At 65.1% G+C, this 22,707-nt stretch carries 24 protein-coding genes; 16 read left to right on the top strand and 8 right to left on the bottom strand.

Annotated features, from left to right (window positions below; genetic code table 11):
* Nucleotides 1–10 precede the first annotated feature (10 nt).
* Nucleotides 11–1,300: an ATP-binding protein gene (locus IVB31_RS15150; RefSeq protein WP_247323435.1), complete on the top strand. Its 1,290-nt coding sequence runs from the start codon at nt 11–13 to the stop codon at nt 1,298–1,300.
* Here IVB31_RS15150 and IVB31_RS15145 read toward each other — a convergent pair.
* On the bottom strand, nt 1,227–2,120 hold the full coding sequence (locus tag IVB31_RS15145; RefSeq protein ID WP_247323434.1) for a YihY/virulence factor BrkB family protein: 894 nt from the start codon (nt 2,118–2,120) through the stop codon (nt 1,227–1,229). The genes IVB31_RS15150 and IVB31_RS15145 overlap by 74 nt on opposite strands.
* Nucleotides 2,121–2,410: 290 nt before the next feature.
* Between IVB31_RS15145 and IVB31_RS15140 the strand changes: the two genes are divergently transcribed.
* From IVB31_RS15140 to IVB31_RS15115, 6 genes are all read left to right on the top strand, one after another.
* Nucleotides 2,411–2,605, top strand: a complete 195-nt coding sequence (locus IVB31_RS15140; protein ID WP_247323433.1) for a twin transmembrane helix small protein — start codon at nt 2,411–2,413, stop codon at nt 2,603–2,605.
* Nucleotides 2,606–3,178: a cob(I)yrinic acid a,c-diamide adenosyltransferase gene (locus IVB31_RS15135; RefSeq protein ID WP_247323432.1), complete on the top strand. Its 573-nt coding sequence runs from the start codon at nt 2,606–2,608 to the stop codon at nt 3,176–3,178. It begins immediately after the preceding gene.
* A 149-nt stretch (nt 3,179–3,327) separates the two neighbouring features.
* Nucleotides 3,328–4,077, top strand: a complete 750-nt coding sequence (locus IVB31_RS15130) for an electron transfer flavoprotein subunit beta/FixA family protein (protein WP_247323426.1) — start codon at nt 3,328–3,330, stop codon at nt 4,075–4,077.
* On the top strand, nt 4,077–5,027 hold the full coding sequence (locus tag IVB31_RS15125) for an FAD-binding protein (RefSeq protein ID WP_247323425.1): 951 nt from the start codon (nt 4,077–4,079) through the stop codon (nt 5,025–5,027). The genes IVB31_RS15130 and IVB31_RS15125 overlap by 1 nt, the downstream gene beginning before the upstream one ends.
* Before the next feature lie 208 nt (nt 5,028–5,235).
* A complete protein-coding gene (locus tag IVB31_RS15120; protein ID WP_247323424.1) occupies nt 5,236–6,117 on the top strand; it encodes a 3-hydroxybutyryl-CoA dehydrogenase in 882 nt (293 codons plus the stop codon).
* 224 nt (nt 6,118–6,341) lie between these two features.
* Nucleotides 6,342–6,536 (top strand): hypothetical protein, encoded by a 195-nt coding sequence (locus IVB31_RS15115; RefSeq protein WP_247323423.1) that lies wholly within the window; start codon nt 6,342–6,344, stop codon nt 6,534–6,536.
* A gap of 4 nt (nt 6,537–6,540) precedes the next feature.
* On the opposite strand, the gene IVB31_RS15110 is transcribed toward IVB31_RS15115, so the two are convergent.
* Nucleotides 6,541–7,212, bottom strand: coding sequence for a TlpA disulfide reductase family protein (locus IVB31_RS15110; protein WP_247323725.1), 672 nt, complete (start codon nt 7,210–7,212; stop codon nt 6,541–6,543).
* A gap of 124 nt (nt 7,213–7,336) precedes the next feature.
* Here IVB31_RS15110 and argH point away from each other — a divergent pair, with 124 nt between their 5' ends.
* The 3 genes from argH to lysA all read left to right on the top strand — a co-directional run bounded on the left by argH (nt 7,337) and on the right by lysA (nt 10,408).
* Entirely contained in the window at nt 7,337–8,734 is a 1,398-nt protein-coding gene (gene argH, locus IVB31_RS15105; RefSeq protein ID WP_247323422.1) for an argininosuccinate lyase, read from the top strand.
* Between the two features lie 94 nt (nt 8,735–8,828).
* Nucleotides 8,829–9,119: a lipoprotein gene (locus tag IVB31_RS15100; protein ID WP_247323420.1), complete on the top strand. Its 291-nt coding sequence runs from the start codon at nt 8,829–8,831 to the stop codon at nt 9,117–9,119.
* A gap of 23 nt (nt 9,120–9,142) precedes the next feature.
* A complete protein-coding gene (gene lysA / locus IVB31_RS15095; protein WP_247323418.1) occupies nt 9,143–10,408 on the top strand; it encodes a diaminopimelate decarboxylase in 1,266 nt (421 codons plus the stop codon).
* An 84-nt stretch (nt 10,409–10,492) separates the two neighbouring features.
* Here lysA and IVB31_RS15090 read toward each other — a convergent pair whose 3' ends face one another.
* From IVB31_RS15090 to IVB31_RS15080, 3 genes are all read right to left on the bottom strand, one after another.
* Nucleotides 10,493–12,244 carry a tannase/feruloyl esterase family alpha/beta hydrolase gene (locus tag IVB31_RS15090; RefSeq protein WP_247323416.1) on the bottom strand — a complete coding sequence of 584 codons (1,752 nt, stop codon included), beginning with the start codon at nt 12,242–12,244 and terminating at the stop codon, nt 10,493–10,495.
* 170 nt (nt 12,245–12,414) lie between these two features.
* Nucleotides 12,415–13,302, bottom strand: coding sequence for an NAD(P)-dependent oxidoreductase (locus IVB31_RS15085; protein WP_247323414.1), 888 nt, complete (start codon nt 13,300–13,302; stop codon nt 12,415–12,417).
* A 218-nt stretch (nt 13,303–13,520) separates the two neighbouring features.
* The gene (locus tag IVB31_RS15080) at nt 13,521–13,904 is read right to left on the bottom strand and encodes a carboxymuconolactone decarboxylase family protein (RefSeq protein ID WP_247323413.1); all 384 of its coding nucleotides are present in this window, start codon (nt 13,902–13,904) and stop codon (nt 13,521–13,523) included.
* 177 nt (nt 13,905–14,081) lie between these two features.
* Between IVB31_RS15080 and IVB31_RS15075 the strand changes: the two genes are divergently transcribed.
* Both IVB31_RS15075 and IVB31_RS15070 read left to right on the top strand, forming a co-directional pair.
* A complete protein-coding gene (locus IVB31_RS15075) occupies nt 14,082–16,022 on the top strand; it encodes a TIGR02302 family protein (protein WP_247323412.1) in 1,941 nt (646 codons plus the stop codon).
* Complete coding sequence (locus tag IVB31_RS15070) at nt 16,010–17,164, top strand: DUF4175 family protein (protein WP_247323411.1); 1,155 nt, start codon at nt 16,010–16,012, stop codon at nt 17,162–17,164. Before IVB31_RS15075 ends, IVB31_RS15070 begins: the two co-directional genes overlap by 13 nt.
* 216 nt (nt 17,165–17,380) lie before the next feature.
* Here the strand turns inward: IVB31_RS15070 and IVB31_RS15065 are convergent, their stop codons facing one another.
* Nucleotides 17,381–17,755 carry a response regulator gene (locus IVB31_RS15065; RefSeq protein ID WP_247323410.1) on the bottom strand — a complete coding sequence of 125 codons (375 nt, stop codon included), beginning with the start codon at nt 17,753–17,755 and terminating at the stop codon, nt 17,381–17,383.
* Between the two features lie 59 nt (nt 17,756–17,814).
* Nucleotides 17,815–18,693 (bottom strand): MJ0042-type zinc finger domain-containing protein, encoded by an 879-nt coding sequence (locus tag IVB31_RS15060; RefSeq protein ID WP_247323409.1) that lies wholly within the window; start codon nt 18,691–18,693, stop codon nt 17,815–17,817.
* Between the two features lie 175 nt (nt 18,694–18,868).
* Between IVB31_RS15060 and ftsE the strand changes: the two genes are divergently transcribed.
* The 4 genes from ftsE to IVB31_RS15040 all read left to right on the top strand — a co-directional run bounded on the left by ftsE (nt 18,869) and on the right by IVB31_RS15040 (nt 22,073).
* Complete coding sequence (gene ftsE / locus IVB31_RS15055; protein WP_247323402.1) at nt 18,869–19,528, top strand: cell division ATP-binding protein FtsE; 660 nt, start codon at nt 18,869–18,871, stop codon at nt 19,526–19,528.
* Nucleotides 19,521–20,489, top strand: coding sequence for an ABC transporter permease (locus tag IVB31_RS15050; protein ID WP_247323400.1), 969 nt, complete (start codon nt 19,521–19,523; stop codon nt 20,487–20,489). The genes ftsE and IVB31_RS15050 overlap by 8 nt, the downstream gene beginning before the upstream one ends.
* Nucleotides 20,490–20,561: 72 nt before the next feature.
* Entirely contained in the window at nt 20,562–21,266 is a 705-nt protein-coding gene (locus tag IVB31_RS15045) for a YdcF family protein (RefSeq protein WP_247323398.1), read from the top strand.
* Between the two features lie 33 nt (nt 21,267–21,299).
* The gene (locus IVB31_RS15040) at nt 21,300–22,073 is read left to right on the top strand and encodes a lysophospholipid acyltransferase family protein (protein WP_247323396.1); all 774 of its coding nucleotides are present in this window, start codon (nt 21,300–21,302) and stop codon (nt 22,071–22,073) included.
* On the opposite strand, the gene IVB31_RS15035 is transcribed toward IVB31_RS15040, so the two are convergent.
* On the bottom strand, nt 22,070–22,681 hold the full coding sequence (locus IVB31_RS15035; protein ID WP_247323394.1) for a gamma-glutamylcyclotransferase: 612 nt from the start codon (nt 22,679–22,681) through the stop codon (nt 22,070–22,072). The genes IVB31_RS15040 and IVB31_RS15035 overlap by 4 nt on opposite strands.
* Nucleotides 22,682–22,707 lie beyond the last annotated feature (26 nt).

Below are 22,707 nucleotides of genomic sequence, written 5' to 3'. Positions count from 1 at the left end.
AAAGGGATACATGGCGGCGAAACCGCGCTCAGCGCGCACGATACGCACATTCAGGCTGCAGTCGCCTCAGAAGCGCACAACGGCGGCTGCCAAGGTGCGCAAGCGCAGCGCAAAGGCCGCCATGCCGGACGTGGTCCAGGCGGCGCTCGCTGCCTTTGCCCACGAGGTCCGTACCCCCCTGACCGGCATTCTGGCGATCAGCGACCTGCTCGCGACCTCCGATCTCGGTGAACGGGAACGGCGCTGGGCCGACACCATCAAGGCCGGTGCCGAGCATCTGGCGAGCCTTGCCACCCTGTTCGTGGACGCCGCCCGGACGGGTAACGGTGGAAGCACACTGCGGCAGGACCTGTTCGACCTGCAGGCGCTGGCGCGCAGAGCAGGCGATTCGCTGGCCGGTCGCGCCGCAGCCAAGGGTCTCCAGGCCCAGGTCGAGATATCCGAAAAGCTTCCCGGACTGGTCGTGGGCGATCCTGTCCGCCTGCGCGCCGCGCTCGAAAACCTGATCGACAACGCCGTGAAGTTTACCGACCAAGGCGGCGTGGCGCTTGCGGTCGTGCCTTGGCGTCCCGCCAAGGACAGGGGCAAGGCGAAAGACAAGGCGAAAGACAAGGCAAAGGGCAAAGGCAGGATCGGCGTCGCCTTCTCGGTCTCCGACAGCGGCATCGGCCTGACCATGGCGGAGATCAATCGCCTGTTCCGTCCGTTCACCCAGGCCAATGTCACCATTGCCTCGCGTTTCGGCGGAGCCGGCCTCGGGCTGTCCTCGGTCAAGCAACTGGCGCGCGCCATGGGCGGCGACATCTCCGTCGCCCCGCGCCGCGGCGGCGGCGCCACCTTCACCCTGACAGTGTCACTGGATGCCACGGGGGCCGGCAAGTCCCGCAAGTCGAAGGGCGAAGCCGAGGCGGATGCGGTCGCGGCGCTGCGCGTGCTCAGCGTCGAAGACAATCCGTTCGGCCGCGTCGTGCTCAACACCATACTGACCGAGCTCGGCCATCATGCCGAGTTCATCGGACGCGGCGAGGACGCGGTGAACCGGCTGGCGCAGGGCGCGTTCGACGCCGTGCTGATGGATATGGTGCTTCCCGGCATCAATGGCGTGGAAGCGATCCGGCGGATCCGCACCATGGCGACGCCGCTGGCTCAGATCCCCATCATCGGGGTCTCCGGCCGCGGCGAGGACGAGGCGGCCTCGCGGGAGGCCGGCGCCGACGCCTTCCTCCTCAAGCCTGTGTCCCCGCGGGATCTAGCGACTGCGCTGCTTGAAGCGACACGCCGTGAGGAAGCCGCGACTTGATGATCGCGGCGTTGAGCTCGCCGCCGTAAACGAAGATCGCGGCGATGAAGTACAGGAACACCAGCGCGATGATCACCGAGGCGAGCCCCGCATACATCGTCACATAGTTGTTGGCGAAGCGCGCCAGATATTGCCCGAACACGATGCCCGAGATCAGCGACGCCACGATGGTGAAGATGATGCCAGGCAGGATCTGGAGGAAGCCGCGCCGTCCCGCCGGCAGCCAGGCATGCAGGATGATCAGCGCCACGATCAGAGCGGCGATGGTGATGCCGTAGCGCAGCCAGGTGAGGATGCTTTCGTTGGACTCGACGAACAGCGGAATGTGGCGCCGCGCCGCTTCGATGAGGAGCGGGCCGAGCACGATCAGGAACGCCATGGCGAGCGCGGTGAAAGCCGCGATCAGCGTGTAGCCGATCGACTCCAGCCGCAGCCAGTACCAGCGCCGCATCTCGACCACCGCATAGGCGCGGTTGAGTGCGACCCGCAGCGCCTCGACGCCATTCGAGGCGAAATAGACCGACAGCACCGCGCCGACGGTCAGCACGCCGGTGCGGGTGGTGGTCAGGACATCGTGCACCTCGCCCGAAATCGAATCGGAGACCTGCTTTGGCCAGACCTCGAGCATGAGGCTGGCGGCCTGGTCGGCCAGTTCCTTGGAGCCGAAGAAGCCGGCGAGCGAGGTCAGCACGATCAGGAACGGGAACAGCGCCATCAGCGTCGACAGCGCGATATGGCTCGCGATCGCCCAGCCGTCGTCCGCCAGGAACGTGTAAAACGCGTCCATCACGACGATATAGGTGGTGCGGATTGCCTTCACCGCGCCACCTACACCGCTGTCGCCGCTCCCTCGCCCCGCTTGCGGGAAGAGGGTTGCGGTGAGGGGGACTCTCCGCGGTGACGGTGACAGAGAGATTCGCGGAGAGAATCCCTCGCCCGGAATCCGCGCTGCGCGCGCATACCGGCCTCTCCCCGCAGGCGGGGAGAGGCGAAGAAGACGGGTGGCACGCGCAAATCGAAAATCATCCTGCTAGCTTCTGATATTATTGGCTTGAAAGCCAGATCGGGAACGCCATGGCGGACCCGCGCTCACAGTGTTATCTACCCCAAATGGCATCTCTCCTGAGTACCTTCATTCTGCCTGTGGCAGCCGGCGCCGTGGCGTTGGTGCTGCTGCTCGGTCTCATCAACATGATGCGCGGCGGCTCGCCCAACACCTCGCAGAAGCTGATGCGCTGGCGCGTGCTGCTTCAGTTCGTGGCGATCGTCATCGCCATGGTCGCGGTCTGGGCGATGGGGCGTTAAATGGTCACGTTGAACCGCATCTATACGAAGACAGGTGACGACGGCACGACAGCGCTCGGCTCCGGCGAACGGCGTCCGAAATACGATCTGCGCATCGCGGCCTATGGCACGGTCGACGAGACCAATGCCGCGGTCGGAGTCGTTCGTCTGTACACAAAGGGCGCGTCCGAGCTCGATGCTATGCTGGGCCGGATCCAGAACGATCTGTTCGATCTCGGCGCCGACCTCGCGGTGCCCGAGCGTGAGGGGAAAGCCGAGCGGCTGCGGGTGGTGGCGAGCCAGGTCGAGCGGTTGGAGCGCGAGATCGACGCGCTCAACGACAAGCTCGCGCCGCTCACCTCCTTCGTGCTGCCGGGCGGCACTCCGGCCGCCGCTTATCTCCATGTTGCCCGCACGATTTGCCGCAGGGCGGAACGCATGATGGTGGAACTGGCGGCCCGTCCCGGCGAGCCGGTTGGAGCTGCTGGCATCCAATATATGAACCGCCTGTCGGATTTCCTGTTCGTGGCCAGCCGCGCCGCCAACCATAACGGCGCCGGCGACGTGCTCTGGGTTCCGGGCCAGAACCGCTGACCCAAAATCGCCGGCCCAAATAGCCGCCCATTGAGCAGCGCATTTCTAAGGTCTAAAATGGGGTCCTTCGCGCGTTGACCGGGCCGGATCAGGCCTTTAGGTTCCGCGCCAGTTGATAATCCCCTCCCAGATTGAGTGAAAGAGGATCGATGAAGGTCTTGGTGCCGGTAAAGCGGGTGGTCGATTACAACGTCAAGGTCCGCGTCAAGAGCGATGGATCGGGCGTTGAACTCGCCAACGTCAAAATGTCGATGAACCCGTTCGACGAAATCGCGGTCGAGGAAGCGTTGCGCCTGAAGGAAGCCGGCAAGGCGACCGAAGTCGTGGTGGTCTCCATTGGGGCGGCGCAGGCGTCGGAGACGATCCGCACCGGTCTCGCCATGGGCGCCGACCGCGGCATCCTGGTGAAGGCCGACGGCATCGTCGAGCCGCTCGCCGTCGCCAAGATCCTCAAGAAGATCGCTGACGAAGAGCAGCCGGGCCTGATCATTCTCGGCAAGCAGGCGATCGACGACGACAGCAATCAGACCGGCCAGATGCTGGCTGCGCTGCTCGGCTGGTCGCAGGCGACCTTCGCCTCGAAGCTCGAGGTCGACGGAAGCGACTTCAAGGTCACCCGCGAAGTCGACGGCGGCTTGCAGACCGTGAAGCTGAAGGGACCGGCGATCGTCACCACCGATTTGCGTCTCAACGAGCCGCGCTACGCGTCGCTGCCCAACATCATGAAGGCCAAGAAGAAGCCGATCGCGGACAAGAGCGTCGCCGATTACGGCGTCGATATCACCGCGCGTCTCGAAGTTCTGAAGACGACGGAGCCCTCGGGCCGTAAGGCTGGCGTCAAGGTCAAGGACGTCGCCGAGCTGGTGTCGAAGCTCAAGAACGAAGCCGGGGTGCTCTGATGACGACGCTGTTGATTGCCGAACACGAACACGAGGTCCTCAAGGACTCCACCAACAAGGCGCTGACCGCGGCTTCCCAACTCGGCGGTGACGTCCACGTGCTGGTTGCCGGCGGCGGACAGGGCACCAAGGCTGCGGCCGAGGCGGCCTCGAAGCTCAGCGGCGTTGCCAAGGTGCTCGTCGCCGAGGGCGACCTCTACGCGCACGATCTCGCCGAGCCGCTGGCCGCGCTGATCGTCTCGCTCGCGGCGTCCTATGACGCGATCGTCGCGCCTGCCACCTCGCGCTTCAAGAACGTGATGCCGCGTGTCGCAGCCCTGCTCGACGTCATGCAGGTTTCGGAGATCACCAAGGTGGTCGCGCCCGACACCTATGAGCGTCCGATCTATGCCGGCAACGCCATCCAGACGGTGAAGTCCAAGGACGCCAAGAAGGTCATCACGGTCCGTACCTCGACCTTCGCCGCAGCCGGTGAAGGCGGCAGCGCATCGGTCGAGAGCGTCGCAGCGGCCGCCGATCCGGGCCTGTCGTCCTTCGTCGGCGAGGAGGTCGCCAAGAGCGACCGTCCCGAGCTGACCTCGGCCAAGATCATCGTCTCCGGTGGCCGTGCCATGCAGAGCCGCGAGAACTTCGCAAAGTATATCGAGCCGCTCGCCGACAAGCTCGGCGCCGGCGTCGGCGCCTCGCGCGCCGCCGTGGATGCCGGCTATGCGCCTAACGACTGGCAGGTCGGCCAGACCGGCAAGGTCGTGGCCCCCGAACTCTATGTCGCGGTCGGTATTTCCGGCGCGATCCAGCATCTGGCCGGCATGAAGGACTCCAAGGTGATCGTCGCGATCAACAAGGACGAGGACGCGCCGATCTTCCAGGTTGCCGATTACGGTCTGGTCGCCGACCTCTACCAGGCGGTTCCGGAGCTGACGGCCGAACTCGGCAAGCTCGGCAAGTAAAAGGCGTTAAAACACCGGCCGGAGGTATAAACTCCGGCCGGTGTTGCTTTTTGAGGCGTTTTCTTTGGCGTGGGGCACGCCTTCGAAGCGATCCAATCTAGGTTTCGAGCCGGGATTCTGATTAGATCAAGCTTCTGATTAAATCAGACCTCCCGGCTCAGGGAATCAAGGCAGGCGCGACATGCGCGCCGTTCCGGTGGATGACATTATGGCGGCAGTAATCAAGAAGGTCGGCGTGATCGGCGCGGGGCAGATGGGCAATGGCATCGCGCATGTCGCTGCGCTGGCCGGCTTCGACGTGGTGCTCAACGACATTTCGGCCGACCGCCTCAAGTCGGGGATGGCTACCATCAACGGCAATCTGGCACGCCAGGTCTCCAAGAAAGGCGTCAGCGAGGACGACAAGGCCAAGGCGGTGGGGCGCATCAAGCTCGCTGAAAAGCTCGACGACCTCGCCGATTGCGATCTCGTGATCGAGACCGCGGTCGAGAAGGAAGAGGTCAAGCGCAAGATCTTCCACGAACTCTGCGCGGTGTTGAAGCCGGAGGCGATCGTCGCCTCCGATACCTCCTCGATCTCGATCACGCGGCTTGCCGCGGCGACCGACCGGCCCGAGCGCTTCATCGGCATTCACTTCATGAATCCGGTGCCGCTGATGGAGCTGGTGGAGCTGATCCGCGGCATCGCCACCGACGACCAGACCTTCGAGGCGTCCAAGGAATTCGTCGCCAAGCTTGGCAAGCAGGTCGCGGTCTCCGAGGATTTCCCGGCCTTCATCGTCAACCGCATCCTGCTGCCGATGATCAACGAGGCGATCTACACGCTGTACGAAGGCGTCGGCAACGTCGAGGCGATCGACGCGGCGATGAAGCTCGGGGCGCACCATCCGATGGGCCCGCTGGAGCTCGCCGATTTCATCGGCCTCGATACCTGTCTCTCCATCATGCAGGTGCTGCATGAGGGCCTCGCCGACTCCAAATATCGTCCGTGCCCGCTGCTGGTGAAATACGTCGAAGCCGGCTGGCTCGGCCGCAAGACCCAGCGCGGCTTCTACGACTACCGCGGCGCCAAGCCGGTTCCGACAAGGTAACGTCGTAGGGTGGGTTAGCCGTGCGACTGCGCGAAGCGCAGTTCGCGGGGCGTAACCCACCACTTCTCTCTCCGTGTGGACAGCAAAGAGGTGGATTACGCCTTCGGCTAATCCACCCTACGGCATCTTGTGTCTGGATATATCCGAGCCCCAAAACCGTCCAAAATCTCCACCTCCCATTAACCTCACGGCCCTAGGTTACGGCCGGTACAAGGGTTTGCGTAATGGACATGATGGCGATGGTCAGCAGCATGCTGGCCTCTCAGCAAGGCGCGCTGCAGTCGAATATCTCGGCGACGCTGATGAAGCAGAACGCGGATGCGGAGAAATCCACCGTCCTGACGCTGCTCGGCGCCGGTCAGCCCTCGCTCGCCAATGTCGGCGCTGGCGTCGGCGGCAACCTCAATATCACCGCCTGAACTCCTAGAACGCCGCAGCGGCCTTGCCTGTCGCCGCCCGGATCAGCTTGAGCGCGTCCTCGCTCGCCCACTCCGCCGGTCCCGCGATCGTGGCGATCTCGCAGCCCTGCGGGTCGACCAGTACCGAGGTGGGCATGCCCAAGGCTCGGCCTATCGCCTTAAGATCCTGAAAAACCTTGGCTTTCTGATCGGTATAATAGCCGAGTCGGGTCAGGCTGGCCTCTTTCAGAAAAATCTTGGGCTTCTCGGAGTCGCGGGTGTCGATGTTGATCGCCACCACCTCGAAATTCGGGCCCGAAAGCTTGCCCTGAAGCTCGTCCAGCGCCGGCATCTCCTTGCGGCAGGGCACGCACCAGGTGGCCCAGAGGTTCACCAGCAGTGTCTTGCCGCGAAAATCCGACAGCTTCTTCGGCTTGCCGTCGGCGTCCTCGAAGGCGAGGTCCGGCAGCTTCAACGGCGCGCTCGCCATGGTCAGGGCCGCCACCTCGCCATGGGCGAGGGGGGCGATCCGCGAGGCCGTTGCCACGGCCGCCCGGCAGACCGGATCGCCGGATGGGGCCCTGCTCAGGCCCAGCCCGTACAACGCGGCAAAGCCAGCCAGGCCCCCGACCACCACGGTGGCGATGACGACGGGGATCCTGCGCGTGGCCGATCGCGCTTTCCTCTGGTCGAGCATGTCGTTGGAGTCGAGCATATCGTTTGTCATCCGGTCGCAGATATGGCTATCAGAGGCCTCTTAATACGGTTGGTCGAGGCCAGCAAACGTGCGGTGGCGACAGGCAAGGCGTGAGCAGGGGATCATGAGCAACAAGATGTGGGGCGGCCGGTTCTCGGAACGTCCCGACGAGATCATGGAAGAGATCAACGTCTCCATCGACGTCGATCGTCACCTCTTTTCCCAGGACATTGCCGCGTCCAAGGCCCACGCCGCGATGCTTGCCGCACAGGGCATCATCACGGCCTCTGATGCGAAAAATATCGGCAAGGGTCTAGACACGATTTTGTCAGAGATCGGCAAGGGCGCCTTCACGTTCAAGCGCGCGCTCGAGGACATTCACATGAATGTCGAGAGCCGCCTGTCCGAACTGATTGGCCCGGCCGCCGGCCGCCTCCACACCGCGCGTTCCCGCAACGACCAGGTCGCGACCGATTTTCGTCTCTATGTGCGTGACGTTCTCGATGAGACCGACGCGGCGCTCGCCGCATTTCAGCAGGCGCTGGTGGAGCGCGCGCTGGAGCATGCCGGAACGGTCATGCCCGGCTTCACGCATCTGCAGACGGCGCAGCCGGTCACCTTCGGCCATCATCTGCTTGCCTATGTCGAGATGGCCGCGCGCGATCGCGGCCGTTTCCAGGACGCGCGCAAGCGGCTGAACGAATCTCCGCTCGGTGCTGCGGCGCTGGCCGGCACCTCATTCCCGATCGACCGCCACGCCACCGCGAAGGCGCTTCTCTTCGATCGTCCCATGGCGAACTCGCTCGATGCGGTCTCCGACCGCGATTTCGTGCTGGAGACGCTGGCGGCGGCCTCGATCTGCGCCGTGCACATGTCGCGCTTTGCCGAGGAAATCGTGATCTGGACCTCGCCGCTGGTTGGCCTCATCCGCCTCAGCGACAAGTTCACCACGGGATCCTCGATCATGCCGCAGAAGCGGAATCCTGACGCCGCCGAGCTGGTGCGCGCCAAGACCGGCCGCGTCATCGGTGCGCTCAACGGTCTCCTGATCGTGATGAAGGGTCTGCCGCTCGCCTATCAAAAGGACATGCAGGAGGACAAGCAGGGCGCGATGGAAGGCTTCGCGGCGCTGTCGCTCGCGATCCGCGCCATGACCGGCATGGTCCGCGATCTCGTCCCCGATGAAGCCAAGATGAAGGCGGCCGCGGGCGAAGGCTATGCCACCGCAACCGACCTCGCCGACTGGCTGGTGCGGACGCTGAAGATGCCGTTCCGCGATGCCCACCACGTCACCGGCCGTATCGTCGCCAAGGCCGCCGAGGGCAGCGTGGCGCTGCACGATCTGCCGCTCAAGGAGATGCAGGCGATCGAGCCCAAGATCACGAAGGACGCGCTCGGCGTGCTCTCGGTCGAATCGTCGGTGAAGAGCCGGACCAGCTTTGGCGGCACCGCACCGAAGAACGTGGCGAGCCAGGCCAAGGCTTGGCTGAAGCGGTTGGAAAAAGAGCGAAAATTGGGCTGAGGGGCAAAATTTCGCTTATGTTTCATGGTCATCCGGCTCTCGCCAGAGCGCGCCAATCTCTGTATGGTGCGCCGCGCGTAGTGGGGATTTCGTCGTGACGTCAAAGTTTCGCCCGGCCGGCTCGGGGTGGGCCATCATTGTCTTGAGCCTAACGGCGCTCGCGCTTGCCGGCTGCGGCCGCAAGGGCCCGCTGGATCTGCCGCCGACCGCCTCCAGCGCGTCCACGGCCAACGTCGCGCCGCCGACCGACACCGAGACCGAAGCCCAGAAGACGCCGAGCGTGTTCAATCCCACCTATGGCGCGGACGCCGCACCGGCGGCGACCAAGGGCAAAAAGAGACCGTTCATCCTCGACCCGCTCCTGGACGAAAGACCCAGCCGATAGGCTGGGGCAACTGAGCCAACGCCATGAACCATTTCGACTATCGCAACGGCGTGCTGCACGCCGAGGCGGTGAACCTGTCCGAGCTGGCCGCAACCGTCGGCACGCCGTTCTATTGCTATTCGACTGCGACGCTCGAGCGGCACTATCGGGTTTTCGCCGACGCCTTTGCCGGCGAGAAGGTGCTGGTCTGCTACGCCATGAAGGCGAACTCCAACCAGTCGGTGCTGCGCACGCTGGCCAAGCTGGGTGCCGGTGCCGACGTGGTCTCCGGCGGCGAATTGAAGCGCGCGCTGGCCGCCGGCATTCCCGCCAGCAAAATCCTGTTTTCCGGCGTCGGCAAGACGGAAGACGAACTGCGTGCCGCGCTGGCCGCCGACATCCTCTGTCTCAATGTCGAATCCGAGCCTGAGCTCGAGCTGCTGTCGCGGCTTGCGACCGAGACGGGCAAGACCGCGCGCATCTCGATCCGTGTCAATCCTGATGTCGATGCCGGCACGCATGCGAAGATCTCGACCGGCAAGTCCGAGAACAAGTTCGGCATTCCGATCGCCTATGCCCGCGAGGTCTATGCCCGTGCGGCCAAGCTTCCGGGCATCGAGGTAACCGGCACCGACGTGCATATCGGCAGCCAGATCACGGATCTCTCCAAGATGGAGACCGCGTTCCGCATCCTCTCGGAATTTGTGCAGACGCTGCGTTCCGACGGCCACAACATCTCGCATGTCGATTTCGGCGGGGGCCTCGGCATTCCATATTACATGGACCGCGAGGCGCCGCCGGCGCCCGACGCCTATGCCGCCATGGTCAAGCGCGTCAGCCACAATCTCGGCTGCACGCTGATGTTCGAGCCGGGCCGCATGATCGTCGGCAATGCCGGCATCCTCGTCGCCAAGGTCATCTATGTGAAGCACGGCGACGGCAAGAATTTCGTCATCATCGACGCCGCGATGAACGATTTGATCCGTCCAACGCTGTATGAAGCCCATCACGACATCCTGCCGGTGACGCAGCCAGCGAAGGGCGCTCCCACGATCGCGGCCGACGTCGTCGGCCCGGTCTGCGAGACCGGCGATTACCTCGCGCTCGACCGCACCCTGCCGACGCCCAAGCCCGGCGATCTCATCGCGATCATGACCGCAGGCGCTTATGGCGCCGTGCAGGCCGGCACCTACAACACCAGGCCGCTGGTGCCCGAGGTGCTGGTGAAGGGCGACCAATACGCAGTCGTGCGTCCGCGCATCGCGGTCGAGCAGCTGATCGCGATGGACACGCCGGCGCCGTGGTTGTGAGCCGCGCGATCCTCGCACGAGAATCCGCATCGGCCAGATAGCAAGGCACCGGCGAGCATGCGCTCGCCGGCGCTTGCACGCCCGTCACGGCCCGTATTTGGGCGCCGGCTTCTGGTTAAAATCGTTCTCGTCAGTGACGCAGGTGAAGTTCGCCGCATTGTTGGCGTCGCCGCTGCCATTATATTTCGCGACCTTGGGGAAGACGCAGAGCGGCCGGGTCATCTGAACCGCGGGCGGCGTATCGGCCACGAACTTCGTTGCGAGGATCGTGTCCGGCGCGACGCCGGCCTCGACCCATTTGACGAGCGGCGTGAGCGCGTCGAACGTGTTGGGACCCGGGCCGCCGGAGCAATGGTACAGCCCGGGCACCATGAACAGACGCGCGTAGCTCTGGGTCCGTCGCAGCGCCGGATTGCTGGGTCCGTTGCCATGATCGAAGAAGCCGACCGGTTGGGCCCCTTGCTGGAATCCTGGGCCCTCATTCCCCACCAGCGCCAGGAAATAGTTGATGCTGCTCTGTGACGGGATCAGCGGGTCAGCCCAGCCGTGATACATCAGGAGCTTGCCGCCATGCGCCCGGAAGTCGCCGAGATCGGTGCTGGTGGCGTTGAGTACCGCGGCAAGCTGATCATCGACCTTGTCGACGTCGCGGTGGAAATCGAAATTGGCAAAATTGGTGGCGCTTGCAGGATAGCCGAAGCTCGGGCCGAACACCCAGTAGAACAGGCCGTCGAAGGCCGGCTCGGGCAGTCGCTCCTGGAACGCGAGCCCAAGGGCGAGGATGTCGTCGGTCTCGTTGCCGCGCTCCGAGCCGGGATTGATGATCTGCCCGTTCACCGGGTCGATCGTGCCGGCGTAGTATCGCTGCATGGTCGTGACCTGATCGGAGGTCAGGCAGGCGGGCGGCGCGTTGCCACCTTTGCAGAGCAGGACCTTCGGGTCGAAATGACAATCGCGCGGATCGGTGAGGAACTGATCAGTCTTGGCGCCGCCGTCCTGGCCGACGCATTGCTTGAGCACGGCCTGGTTGATCAGCGTCATCTGGCCAGCCTGGATGAACCGGCCGGGGCTTGCATGCGTGTTCTGCCACCCATAGAGCCCCGCCATGTGCAAATGGGTGCGGTTGAATGCGGCGGCGCCGGCAAGGATGCCGTCATAATCATTGGGGAAGCGCTGCGCTTCCATCAGGGCGTTCTGGCCCCCGGTTGAGCAACCCGCAAAGTAGGCCCTTTGCGAGCGGTGGCCGTAGAATGCGTTCACGATCTCCTTGCCCCGCTCGGTCATCAGGTGGATCGCCCGATAGCCGAAATCCTTGATCCGCTCGGGATGCCCGAACAGGCCCGTCGACGGTGCCGCTGGATCGCCGAATTCGATCGCGAGCGGATTGCCCATGTTGCCGGCCGATCCGCAGAACAGCGGATTACATCCCGATGATCCGGTGCCGAGGTCGCTGTTGGTCGCGGCGAAGCCGGCCTGGATGCCGCTGGCGAGCTCGTTGTAGGTGATCACGCCTTGGAAGCCGCCGCCGCCGGTGCCAAGGAACCTGCCGTTCCACGTGCTCTCGGGCAGCCAGACCTCGATCCTGATGCTGGAATCCGAGCTGGGGATCAGCGTTGCGGTAACGCGACAGAACGCGGGAAGGCCGGTGATCGGGCTTGAGCCAGGCGGGACGAAGGTGCCGGTCGTGTTGTCGTCCGCCGAATTGATCACCGTGTGCTGCAGTTGCAAGGATCGAAGATTGGTGCACGGCGTCGCCATGGCGGGCGAGCTGCCGATTGCGACACAGGCAAATAGGGCCATGGTCGCACCGACAAGTAAGTGTCGATGACGCTTCATTCCGTCCTCCCTGATTTTTTTGCAGTCGTGTAGGGCGCACAGGATAGCCCACAACGAATACAACTCAAGGATGAAGGACGGCGTCGAGCAAAAACAGCAAGCGCGCGCCTTGGTTGTGAAAATGTGGCCCGGATTTCGCTCCGCTGCCTCCGGCCTGCGGACTGGCGCTCTTACTTCCCGCCAACCACCACGCCCGCTTTCTTCTCGATCGGCTTGATCGCCGCGGTGAAATCGGACTCGGCGCCTTCCGCGCTGATCACGGTCTCCCACAGCCGGCCGACCGCATCGGCGACCTCCATCGACAGGCCAAGCTGCTTCATCTCTTCGAGCGCCAGCCGCACGTCCTTCACCATCAGTCCGGTGGCGAAACCGAAATCGAATGTTCGCGGCAGCACCGCGCGCGGAAATTTGTCGCGGCTTGCGGTGTTCATGCCGGAGCCGGCGTTGATGACGTCGATCATCACGGCGGGATCGAGTCCGGCTTTCACGCCCATCACGACGGCTTCCGACGTTGCAACAATCGCGGTGGCGGACAAGAAGTTGTTGGCGAGCTTCATGGTCTGCGCCGCGCCGGGCTTCTCGCCGATGAAGAACACTCTTCCGATGATGTCGAGCGCGGGCTTGAGCAGCTCGAACTCGGCCTTCGGCCCCGACACCATCACCGCCAGCGTGCCCTTCTCTGCGCCGCCGACGCCGCCGGAGACGGGGCAGTCGATCTGCACGATGTCATGCTTGGCGAGCAAGCCGTGAATCTTCGCCGCCATCTGCGAGCCGACGGTGGAGAGATCGATGAAGCGTTTGACGCGGCTTCCCTCGATCACGCCGTCCGGCCCTGTCGCAACCGCGAGCGAAGCCTGCAGCGAGGGCAGGCTCGCCATGACAGTCTCGACCTGGTCGGCGACGTCCTTGGGCGATGTCGCCGCGGTGGCGCCACGCGCCACCAGTCTGTCGACGACCTCCTTGCGCGTGTCGAACACGACGAGCCGGTTGCCGGCCTCGGCCAGCCGCCGCGCCATCGGGAAGCCCATGTTTCCGAGGCCGATGAATCCGATGTCCATGGTGTTTCCTTGTTTTGGTTGTTCTTTGTTTGTCGATCGCCGCGCCACACACTCGATGTCGTCCAGGCGAAAGCCAGGACCCCTTACCCCAAGGAGCAGTCGCTACGCGCAGTCGCAACCACCAGTCTTTGCATCACATCCGCCGGTGGTTATGGGTTCTGGCCTTCGCCAGGACGACCATGGAGAGGCGTATCGCCTCCCCATTGGCAACGCGCCCCTCACGCCTTGCCGTCGATCTCCGCGAACACCTCGCGCGCGATGCGAAAGCTGTCGACCGCGGCCGGCATGCCGCCATAGATCGCGACCTGCATCAGGATCTCGCGGATCTCGTCGCGGGTGACGCCGTTGGTGAGTGCGCCCTTCAGATGCGCGCGGAATTCGTGCTGGCGGTTGAGGATCGCGATCATCGCGATGTTGAGCATGCTGCGGGTCTTGCGCGGCAGCTCGTCGCGGCCCCACACCGTGCCCCAGCAATATTCATTGAGCATCTCCTGGAACGGACGATTGAAATCGTCGACGCTCTTCAGGGCGTTGTTGACATAGGCCTCGCCCAGCACCGCTTTGCGGACTTCCAGGCCCTTGTCGTGCATCTTCTTGTCCATGGCGTTTCCTCTATATCCCTTGCGTTTTCCTTGGATGGCGGCGCGGAAATTACGGGGTTACGGCGGGCCAGTCACGTCCTCGTGTTATGCGGGAAAAGGGGTCTCTCCCGTACGGGAACGGATGCCTCAGTGCTGCCGTTGTGGTACGCTTCTCTCCCGGGCAACCTGGAGAGTTGATTGAACGGCGTCACCCCCGACCCGTCAGACCCGATCCGCGATGGCGACGCTCTGTCGCGGCTGAAGCTGGCGCAGGCCCTGCAGCGGGCCCTTTATGCCATCGCGTGGGAGCGTGCCTGGCCGGATCTGGCACGACTTCTGACCGTCGTCGGCCTGTTCCTGGTGGTGTCCTGGGCCGGCCTCTGGCTGGCGCTGCCGATCATTGCCCGCGCCATCGCTCTCGTAGTTTTCGCCGGCATCGTGATTGCCGTCCTGTTCCCGTTGATTCGCTTCCGCTGGCCGAGCCGCGAGGAGGCGCTTGCCCGGCTCGACCGCGGCTCCGGCATCCGTCATCGGCCGGCCACCACGCTGACGGACACGTTGACCTCGCAGGACCCGGTTGCGCAGGCATTGTGGCAGGCGCAGCGCGAGCGCACGCTGGCTTCGATCAAGCGCATCCGCGCCGGTCTGCCTACCCCGCGGCTCGCTCTGCATGATCCTTGGGCACTGCGCGCGCTGGTCATGGTGATGCTGGTCGCGACCTTCTTCGCCGCCGGCGACGAGGGTGCGATGCGCCTCGGCGCCGCCTTCGACTGGAACGGCGTGCTGGCGCCGACCAATGTGCGCGTCGATGCCTGGGTCACGCCGCCGCTCTACACCGGCAAGCCGCCGGTCATCCTGTCGGCCGCGAACAAGGAGGCTGCGGCGCTGCCGGCCAGCGGCCCGCTTGCCGTTCCCGCCGGCTCGACCCTGATCGTGCGCTCCTCCGGCGGCAGCCTTGATGTTGTCGTCTCCGGCGGCCTCAAGGAGGTCGCGCCCACCGAAGCCACGCCGAAGGGCACCAACGAGAAGCATTTCGCCATCACCGGTGACGGCACCGCGCATGTCCGTGCGCCTTCCGGCCAGCCGCAATGGGCGTTTGCGGCAACGCCGGACCGCGCGCCGACGATCGCGCTGGCCAAGGATCCCGAGCGCCAGGCGCGCGGCGGACTCCAGCTCTCCTACAAAATCGAAGACGATTACGGCGTCACCGGCGCCGACGCGCAAATCGGGCTGCGCCCCGCCGATGCCAAGGATGGCAAGAAGGATGGCAGCAAGGACGACACCAGGGCAGCCGCGCGGCCGCTGTTCCAGCCGCCGCAATTCCCGCTCGTGCTGCCGAATGCGCGCACCCGCAACGGCGTCGGTCAGACGGTGAAGGACCTCAGCGAGGACCCCTATGCGGGCGCCGACGTCACGCTGACGCTCTCCGCCAAGGACGAGGCCGGCAACGAGGCCAGGAGCGAGCCCTTCAACATGCGCCTGCCCGAACGGCTGTTCACCAACTCGCTCGCGCGCGCGCTGATCGAGCAGCGCCGCATCCTCGCGCTCGATGCCAACAAGAACTCGGATGTGTTCGCCGCGCTCGACGCGTTGATGATCGCGCCCGAATTGTTCACGCCGGATGCGGGCTGCTATCTCGGCCTGCGCAGCCTGGCGCTCCAGCTCGAAGCCGCCCGCACCGACGACGCGTTGCGCGAGGTGGTGGGAAGCATGTGGACGTTCGCGGTCACCATCGAGGACGACGGAGTCGCCGGCAGCGTCAACGCCGCGCTGCGCTCGGCGCAGGACGCGCTCAAGCGGGCGCTGGAACGCGGCGCCAGCGAGGAAGAGATCAAGGCGCTGACGCAAAAGCTCCGCGAGGCGATGGCCGGCAAGGTGCGCGATCTCGCCCGGCGCGCCGAGCAGAATCCGCTGGGACCCCGGCAGCCGTTCCCTGCAGAGGTTCAGCTCATCCTCGACAAGGCCGTCGAGCTGCGCCAGAAGACCCAGCATGCCACCCCCGAGCAGCTCGAAGAGCTGGCACAGCAGCAGGACGTCTTGCGCCAGCAGCTGCAGACCTATCGGAAGTCGGCGAACAGCCGGGCGAAGGGGGACGACGGGGCCAATCAGTTTACGCGGGACCGGAAATGCGGAAGCTAGCAGGCTTGCCAGTCTTGAAGGCGATGTCGATCGCCTGTCTTGCCCTCCTCCTGGGAGGCTTCCCCGCTGCCGTCTCGGCCCAGCAGGATCAGGATCCCGACGCGCTGCTCGATAGCGCGGAAAAGGCGATGCAGGATTCCGGCGATAGCCTCAGGCAGAAGGAATCCGGCAAGAGCCTGAACAATCAATCCGATGCCATTCAGAAGCTCGAGGATTACAAGCGCGCGACGGAAAAAAGCCAATCCTCCAATCGCGATCGTTCCGTCATCACGCAACGCGATCTGGACGAACTGCTGAAGCAGATCGAGAAAGCTGCCAAGGAAGGCAATAAAGAGGCGGCGCAGCGCCTGCTCGAGCAGCTCGCGCAGATCATGGAAAATCTCCAGATGGCGCAGCCCGGGCAATCCGGCGACAGCGACATGGAGCAGGCGCTCAACGAGCTCAGCGACATGATCCGCAAGCAGCAGCAATTGCGTGACAAGACTTTCAAGCAGGGTCAGGATTCCCGGCGTGAACGCTCGCGCGGCAAGCAGCAGGGCGACCAGTCGATGTCGGACCTCCAGCAGGATCAGCAGTCGCTGCGCGACCGCCTGAAGAAGCTGCAGGACGAGCTCGCCAAGCGCGGCCTCGCGCAGAAGGGGCAAAAGGGCCAGAATCAGAAGGGGCAGAAGGGTCAGCAAGGCGAGCAGGGACAGCCGGGCCAGGATGGCGATCAGGACGGTGACCAGGGCGATGACGATGGCAGTCTGGACACCGCCGACGGGGCCATGGGCGATGCCGGCTCGCAGCTCGGCGAGGGCAATTCGGACGGCGCCGTGGGCTCGCAAGGGAAAGCTCTCGATGCCTTGCGCAAGGGCGCGCAGAAGATGGCAGAGGCGATGCAACAGGGCGACGGCGACGGGCAGGGCGATGGTCCCGGCAACCGTGCCGGCCGCCAGCAGAGCGGCGGCAATCAGACCGATCCGCTGGGCCGTCCCCTTCACGGCCGCGATCTGAGCGACGACTACACGGTCAAGATCCCCGGCGAGATCGACGCCCAGCGCGTCCGCCGCATCCTCGAAGAGCTCCGCCGCCGCCTCGGCGACAGCTCGCGCCCGCAGATCGAGCTCGACTATATCGAGCGGCTGCTGAAGGATTTTTAGAGACGATCGAGCGGCTATCTCCGATGTCGTCCTGGCGAAAGCCAGGACCCATTACCCCAGGGAGGTGTTTGGCGAAGACTCGTTGCCCGGTACGCCTATCGATTTCCAGGAGGATAGACCTCGCGGTATGGGTCCTGGCTTTCGCCAGGACGACACTGGAAATTTGGCTGGCGCGGTGGCCCATGGATGGACACGCCGGGCAATCGCAATCGGCCGCTACCCCTTCTTCGCCGCCAGGGCATCCGCCACCGCCGTGCGGATGTCGGCGACCGAGAATGGCTTGGTCACGACGTCATGCACCAGCGCGTTGAGGTTCGAGGCGCGCTCGCGCTGGTCGGCAAAGCCGGTCATCAGCAGAATGGTCAGGTCGGGGAAATCGCGTGCGACCGACAACGCCAGCGCGATGCCGTCCATCACCGGCATCTGGATGTCGGTGAGCAGCAGATCGAAGCCGCCGTCCGCGCGCGTCAGGATCTCAAGCGCCTCGGCGCCGTCCTGCGCGGTGACGATCTCGTGGCCGTCCATCGCGATGGCGCGCGCCACCAGCTGGCGCATCGAATCCTCGTCGTCGGCGATCAGGATTTTCGGCATGAGACCAACCTTGGGACCAACCTCGCGACCAACTTTCCCTGCGAGACCTGCAAAATCGATTATACGCTGCCGCCGGCGATGTCGCGCCGGTTGAAGAAGCGAACGTCGATATTGCGGCCCTCCGGCGGCGGCGAGGCCAGGCGCGAGCGGAAGAAGGCGCGCTCCCCGGGCTGCAGCACGGTCTGCTCCAGAACGGTGTTCCAGGCGTAGATCTCCGCGCCTTGTGCGTTGCGCACCGCGAAGCGCAGCCTGGGAATGTCGAGCGTTTTCTTGCCCTGGCCCACGATCACGCCCTCGATCACCAGCACCTGCTTACCGTCCACAGTCTCGCTGGAGAGCTTGACGTCCTTGAAGGCCAGTCCGCGCAGGTTCACGTCGAGGCCGACCATCTTGTAGAAAGCGGCCGTCTGCGGCAGCAGCCGCACCATGTCGCCGCGCCAGATGACCAGCGCCAGCACCAGCGCGCCCATGGCGACGCAGGCGGTCGGCAGGCCGAAATGGGATTTTCGCGGCACCGCGGTGGCGACTGGACGGCTCACCCGTGCCCCGCGGCGGCTGAACAGGCCGCGGACCCAGGACTGGTGCTGCGCGCCGACGACATCATCTTCGGCGGCCCGGGCCGCCGAAGACCACTCGTCCTCGGCGTCGCTGGCCTCCTCAGCCGGCCAATCGCTGGCGATCGAGGGGCTGTCGACAACGGGCGCATCAGCGGTGCCGTCGTCCTCGGCGTAGGAGTTCCATTCCGCGGCGAGGTCGCTCTGGTCGTCGCTCTGGCCCGCCCCGGCCAGGGCCGGGACGGATGCCTCCTCGATGGCATCCTCGGCATAGGCAACCCAGGTCTCCTTGCAGCGGGAGCAGCGGACCGTCCGTCCGTTCGCCCCCAGGCTCGCAAGCTTGATCGCGTAGTATGTCGTACAATGGGGGCAGACGATATGCATGGACACGAGCCTTGATGCACGGACTGGTCTTGACGATGCCCCGGTCGGAGAGAGCCGGGCACCCCAAATGCTACAGGGCGACCGTTAACGAACCGGAAACCATAACGGTCGCACAACCCCTTGATCGCGTGTGGCGGGGCGCCGCAGCGCGGCCCCCTCTCGAACGGAGCTGAGCGTGGTTCGGTTCGAAAATGTCGGATTGCGTTACGGTCTGGGGCCCGAGGTCCTGCGCGACCTCAGCTTCCAGATCCCGGCGCATTCGTTCCAGTTTCTCACCGGCCCGTCCGGCGCCGGCAAGACTTCGCTGCTGCGCCTGTTGTTCCTCTCGCACCGGCCGACCCGGGGCCTCGTCAATCTGTTCGGCCACGACATCTCGCAGCTCGGCAAGGACGAGATCGCGGATCTGCGCAAGCGCATCGGCATCGTGCTCCAGGACTTCCGGCTGCTCGACCACATGACGACCTATGAGAACGTCGCGCTGCCGTTCCGCGTCATGGGCCGCAGTGAATCGAGCTATCGCAAAGAGGTCATCGACCTCCTGAAATGGGTCGGGCTTGGCGAGCGCATGGACGCGCTGCCGCCGATCCTGTCCGGTGGCGAGAAGCAGCGCGCCGCGATCGCGCGCGCCGTGATCTCGCGGCCGCAGCTGCTGCTGGCAGACGAGCCGACCGGCAGCGTCGATCCGACGCTCGGCCGCCGCCTGCTGCGGCTGTTCATCGAGCTCAACAAATCCGGCACCGCCGTCATCATCGCCACCCACGATATCGCCCTGATGGACCAGTACGAGGCGCGACGCTTCGTGCTGCACCAGGGACGGCTGCACGTCTATGAGTAGGCCCGACGAGCGCGGCGTGCTGGTCGATCTCGGACAGGAGCGTCCGCAGCTTCCGGCCAGGGCGCGCAACATGTCGCCGATCGTCCCGCGCGCCTCGATCCACGGCCGCGCGCTGGTCGCCGTCGTCGCCATCATGACCTTCCTGGCGTCGATGACGACGGGCGCGGTCTTGCTGGTGAGCGCCTCCGCCGCCGAATGGCAGTCGGACGTTGCCAGCGAAATCACCATCCAGGTTCGGCCGCAGACCGGTCGCGATCTCGACCGCGACACCGCGGCGGTGACCGAAGCCATGCGCGCGCAGGCCGGCATCGTCGAGGTCAAGCCGTTCACCAAGGACGAGAGCGGCAAGCTGCTCGAGCCCTGGCTCGGCACCGGCCTGTCGATGGACGATCTGCCGGTGCCGCGCATGATCATCGCGCGCGTGCAACCCGGCACGCCGCTCGATCTCGGCGCCTTGCGCGCCCGCGTGATGCAGGCGGCGCCAAGCGCCAGCGTCGACGATCATCGCGCCTGGATCGAGCGCATGCGCTCGATGACCAACGCCACCGTTCTCGCCGGCCTCGGCATCCTCGCGCTCGTCATCATCGCGACCATCATCTCGGTCTCGTTCGCGACCCGTGGCGCCATGGCGGCGAACCGTCCGATCGTCGAGGTCCTGCATTTCGTCGGTGCCGGCGACCGCTACATCGCCAACCGCTTCCTGCGGCATTTCCTCAGGCTGGGCCTGGAGGGCGGCGTGATCGGCGGCGGCGCCGCCATGCTGGTGTTCGGCTTCTCCGAGTCGATCGCCGGGTGGTTTTCCGGCACCCCCGTCGGCGACCAGTTCGCCGCGCTGCTCGGCACCTTCTCGCTGCGGCCGTCGGGCTACATCGTGCTCGCGGTGCAGGCGGTGCTGATCGGCGCCATCACCGCGGTGGCCTCGCGCCAGACCCTGTTCGCGACGCTGAATGATGTCGATTGAGTCCGATAAACCGGACTCCACTTCGCCTCAAAACGTCCTAAAATCATCCAGGGAAGGGATCACCGACATCGCATGACCTCGCCGACCGACGATCGATCGCCGAAACTGCCGCGCGGCTGGCCGCGCGCGGCATTGATGTCGACGATTGCGTTCGCCTTCGTCGGCGCGGCGGCGGGCTTCATCGCGTTCCTGTCGCAATTGCACGGCGCCGAGATCGCGCCGGACCGCAAGGCGGACGGCATCGTGGTCCTGACCGGCGGCTCCTCGCGGGTGTCGGATGCGATGGAGCTGCTCGCTGCCGGTTACGGCAGGCGCCTCCTGATCTCCGGCGTGCACCCGACCTCGACGGCGAGCGACATTTCCCGGACGTTGCCGGAGAGCCAGTCCTTCATGCATTGTTGCGTCGATCTCGACCGCACCGCGGTCTCGACCCGCGGCAACGCCGCCGAGGCGCGGCGCTGGGCGCAGGGACGCGGCTTCAAATCGCTGATCGTGGTCACCTCGAACTATCACATGCCGCGCGCGCTGGTGGAATTCTCGCATGCGATGCCGGAGACGAATCTGATCCCGTTTGCGGTGGTCGGCGACAAATGGCGCGAGGAGCCGTGGTGGACCTCGGCCTCCACACTGCGGCTGCTGCTGTCGGAATATGTCAAGTACATCGCGGCCGAGCTCAGGGTGCGGCTGGAGGATTTCGGGATTGACCTTTCGCCCGAGATGTCGGAGCAGCCTCCCGGGCTGCAGCCGAAGCGGCCCGCCACCGCACAGGCCAATTGATCGGCTACTGATCGGCAATTGATCGGATCCTCGATGTTCTTGATTTTCCTGCGATCGCTCGTGTTCAACGTGCTGTTCTACACCGTGCTGGTGTGCCTCGCGATCGTGGCGCTGCCGACCTTCGCATTGCCGCCGCGCGCCATGCTCACGGTCGCGCAATGGTGGGCGAAGGCGACGCTGTTCCTGATGCGCGTGGTCTGCAATATCAAGGTCGAATTCCGGGGCGTCGAGAAGATCCCGCAGGGACCACTGGTGATCGCCGCAAAACACCAGTCGTTCTGGGAGACGTTCGTCTTGCCGGGTTTTTTCAACCGTCCGATCTTCATCCTCAAGCGTCAGCTCATGCAGATCCCGGTGTTCGGCCAGTTCCTGGTCAAGACCGGGATGATCGCGATCGACCGCAACGCCGGCGTCAAGGCGCTGCTGGACATGACGCGGCGGGCGCGCGAGGCGGTGCGCAGCGGCGCGCAGCTCGTGATCTTTCCCGAAGGCACGCGCCGCGCACCGGGCGCGCCACCGGACTACAAGACCGGCTTTGCACAAATCTATTCGTCCTGCGGCGCGCCGTGCCTGCCGATCGCGCTCAATTCCGGCCTGTTCTGGCCGCGCCGCACCTTCATGCGCTATCCAGGAACGCTTGTGGTGGAGTTCCTCGATCCGCTGCCGCCGGGCCTGGCGAAGGATGAATTTCTCGCCCGCGTGCAAACGGCGATCGAAGACGCGACCGGCCGCCTCGTCGAAGCCGGCCGCGAGGAGCAGGAGCAGTTGATCGGCAGCTCGCCGAGCTACGCGCCATCGGAGAGCTAGCGGCTCTCTCGATCTTTTGCGGGAGACGGAGCGTGCCGGGTATGCGCATCACCATGCAGCATGGTCGCAAGCTGATGCAGCTGGGCGTCGCGGAAACCTTCGGCCTCGATCGCTTTCACGGTCGCGGTCACGTAGTCGCGGTTGGCGCCGGACTGGCCGTGGCCCTGAATCACGTGGCGATGCTGGTCGGTGAGCGAGAGCCGGCCGGCATATTGCACGTGGCCGCGGTCGACGACATAGGCGAGGGCCGAGACGCGCTGCCGCGCGTCGTTCTCCAGCCACACCGACCGCATCACCTCGCGATAGACCGAGGTGACCTGCTCGCGCGCCCGCAGATAGGCGACGACGTCCGCACGGTTCTTCTCGGCGACGCGGAAGGCGATGCCGCGGCAGGCGCCGCCGCGGTCGAGCCCGAGCACCAGGCCCGGCTTCTCCGGGGTGCCGCGGTGCACGAAGGAATAGACGCAGAGCGCGCGATGCTCGCCGACCAGCCGTGCCTGGACACGCTCCTCGAATTCGAAGCCCGGCCGCCACATCAGCGAGCCGTAGCCGAACACCCAGAGGTCGCCCTTGGCTGTGGTGACGGAGGGGAGGGTGATGTCCGACATTTCGGGCACGGCTACCAGAACCGCGC

Origin of the sequence: Bradyrhizobium sp. 21 (assembly GCF_023073335.1) — a bacterium.
Classification (GTDB): domain Bacteria; phylum Pseudomonadota; class Alphaproteobacteria; order Rhizobiales; family Xanthobacteraceae; genus Bradyrhizobium.
The sequence above is the reverse complement of the archived record's forward strand: the minus strand, read 5'-3'. Positions and strand labels throughout refer to the sequence as shown.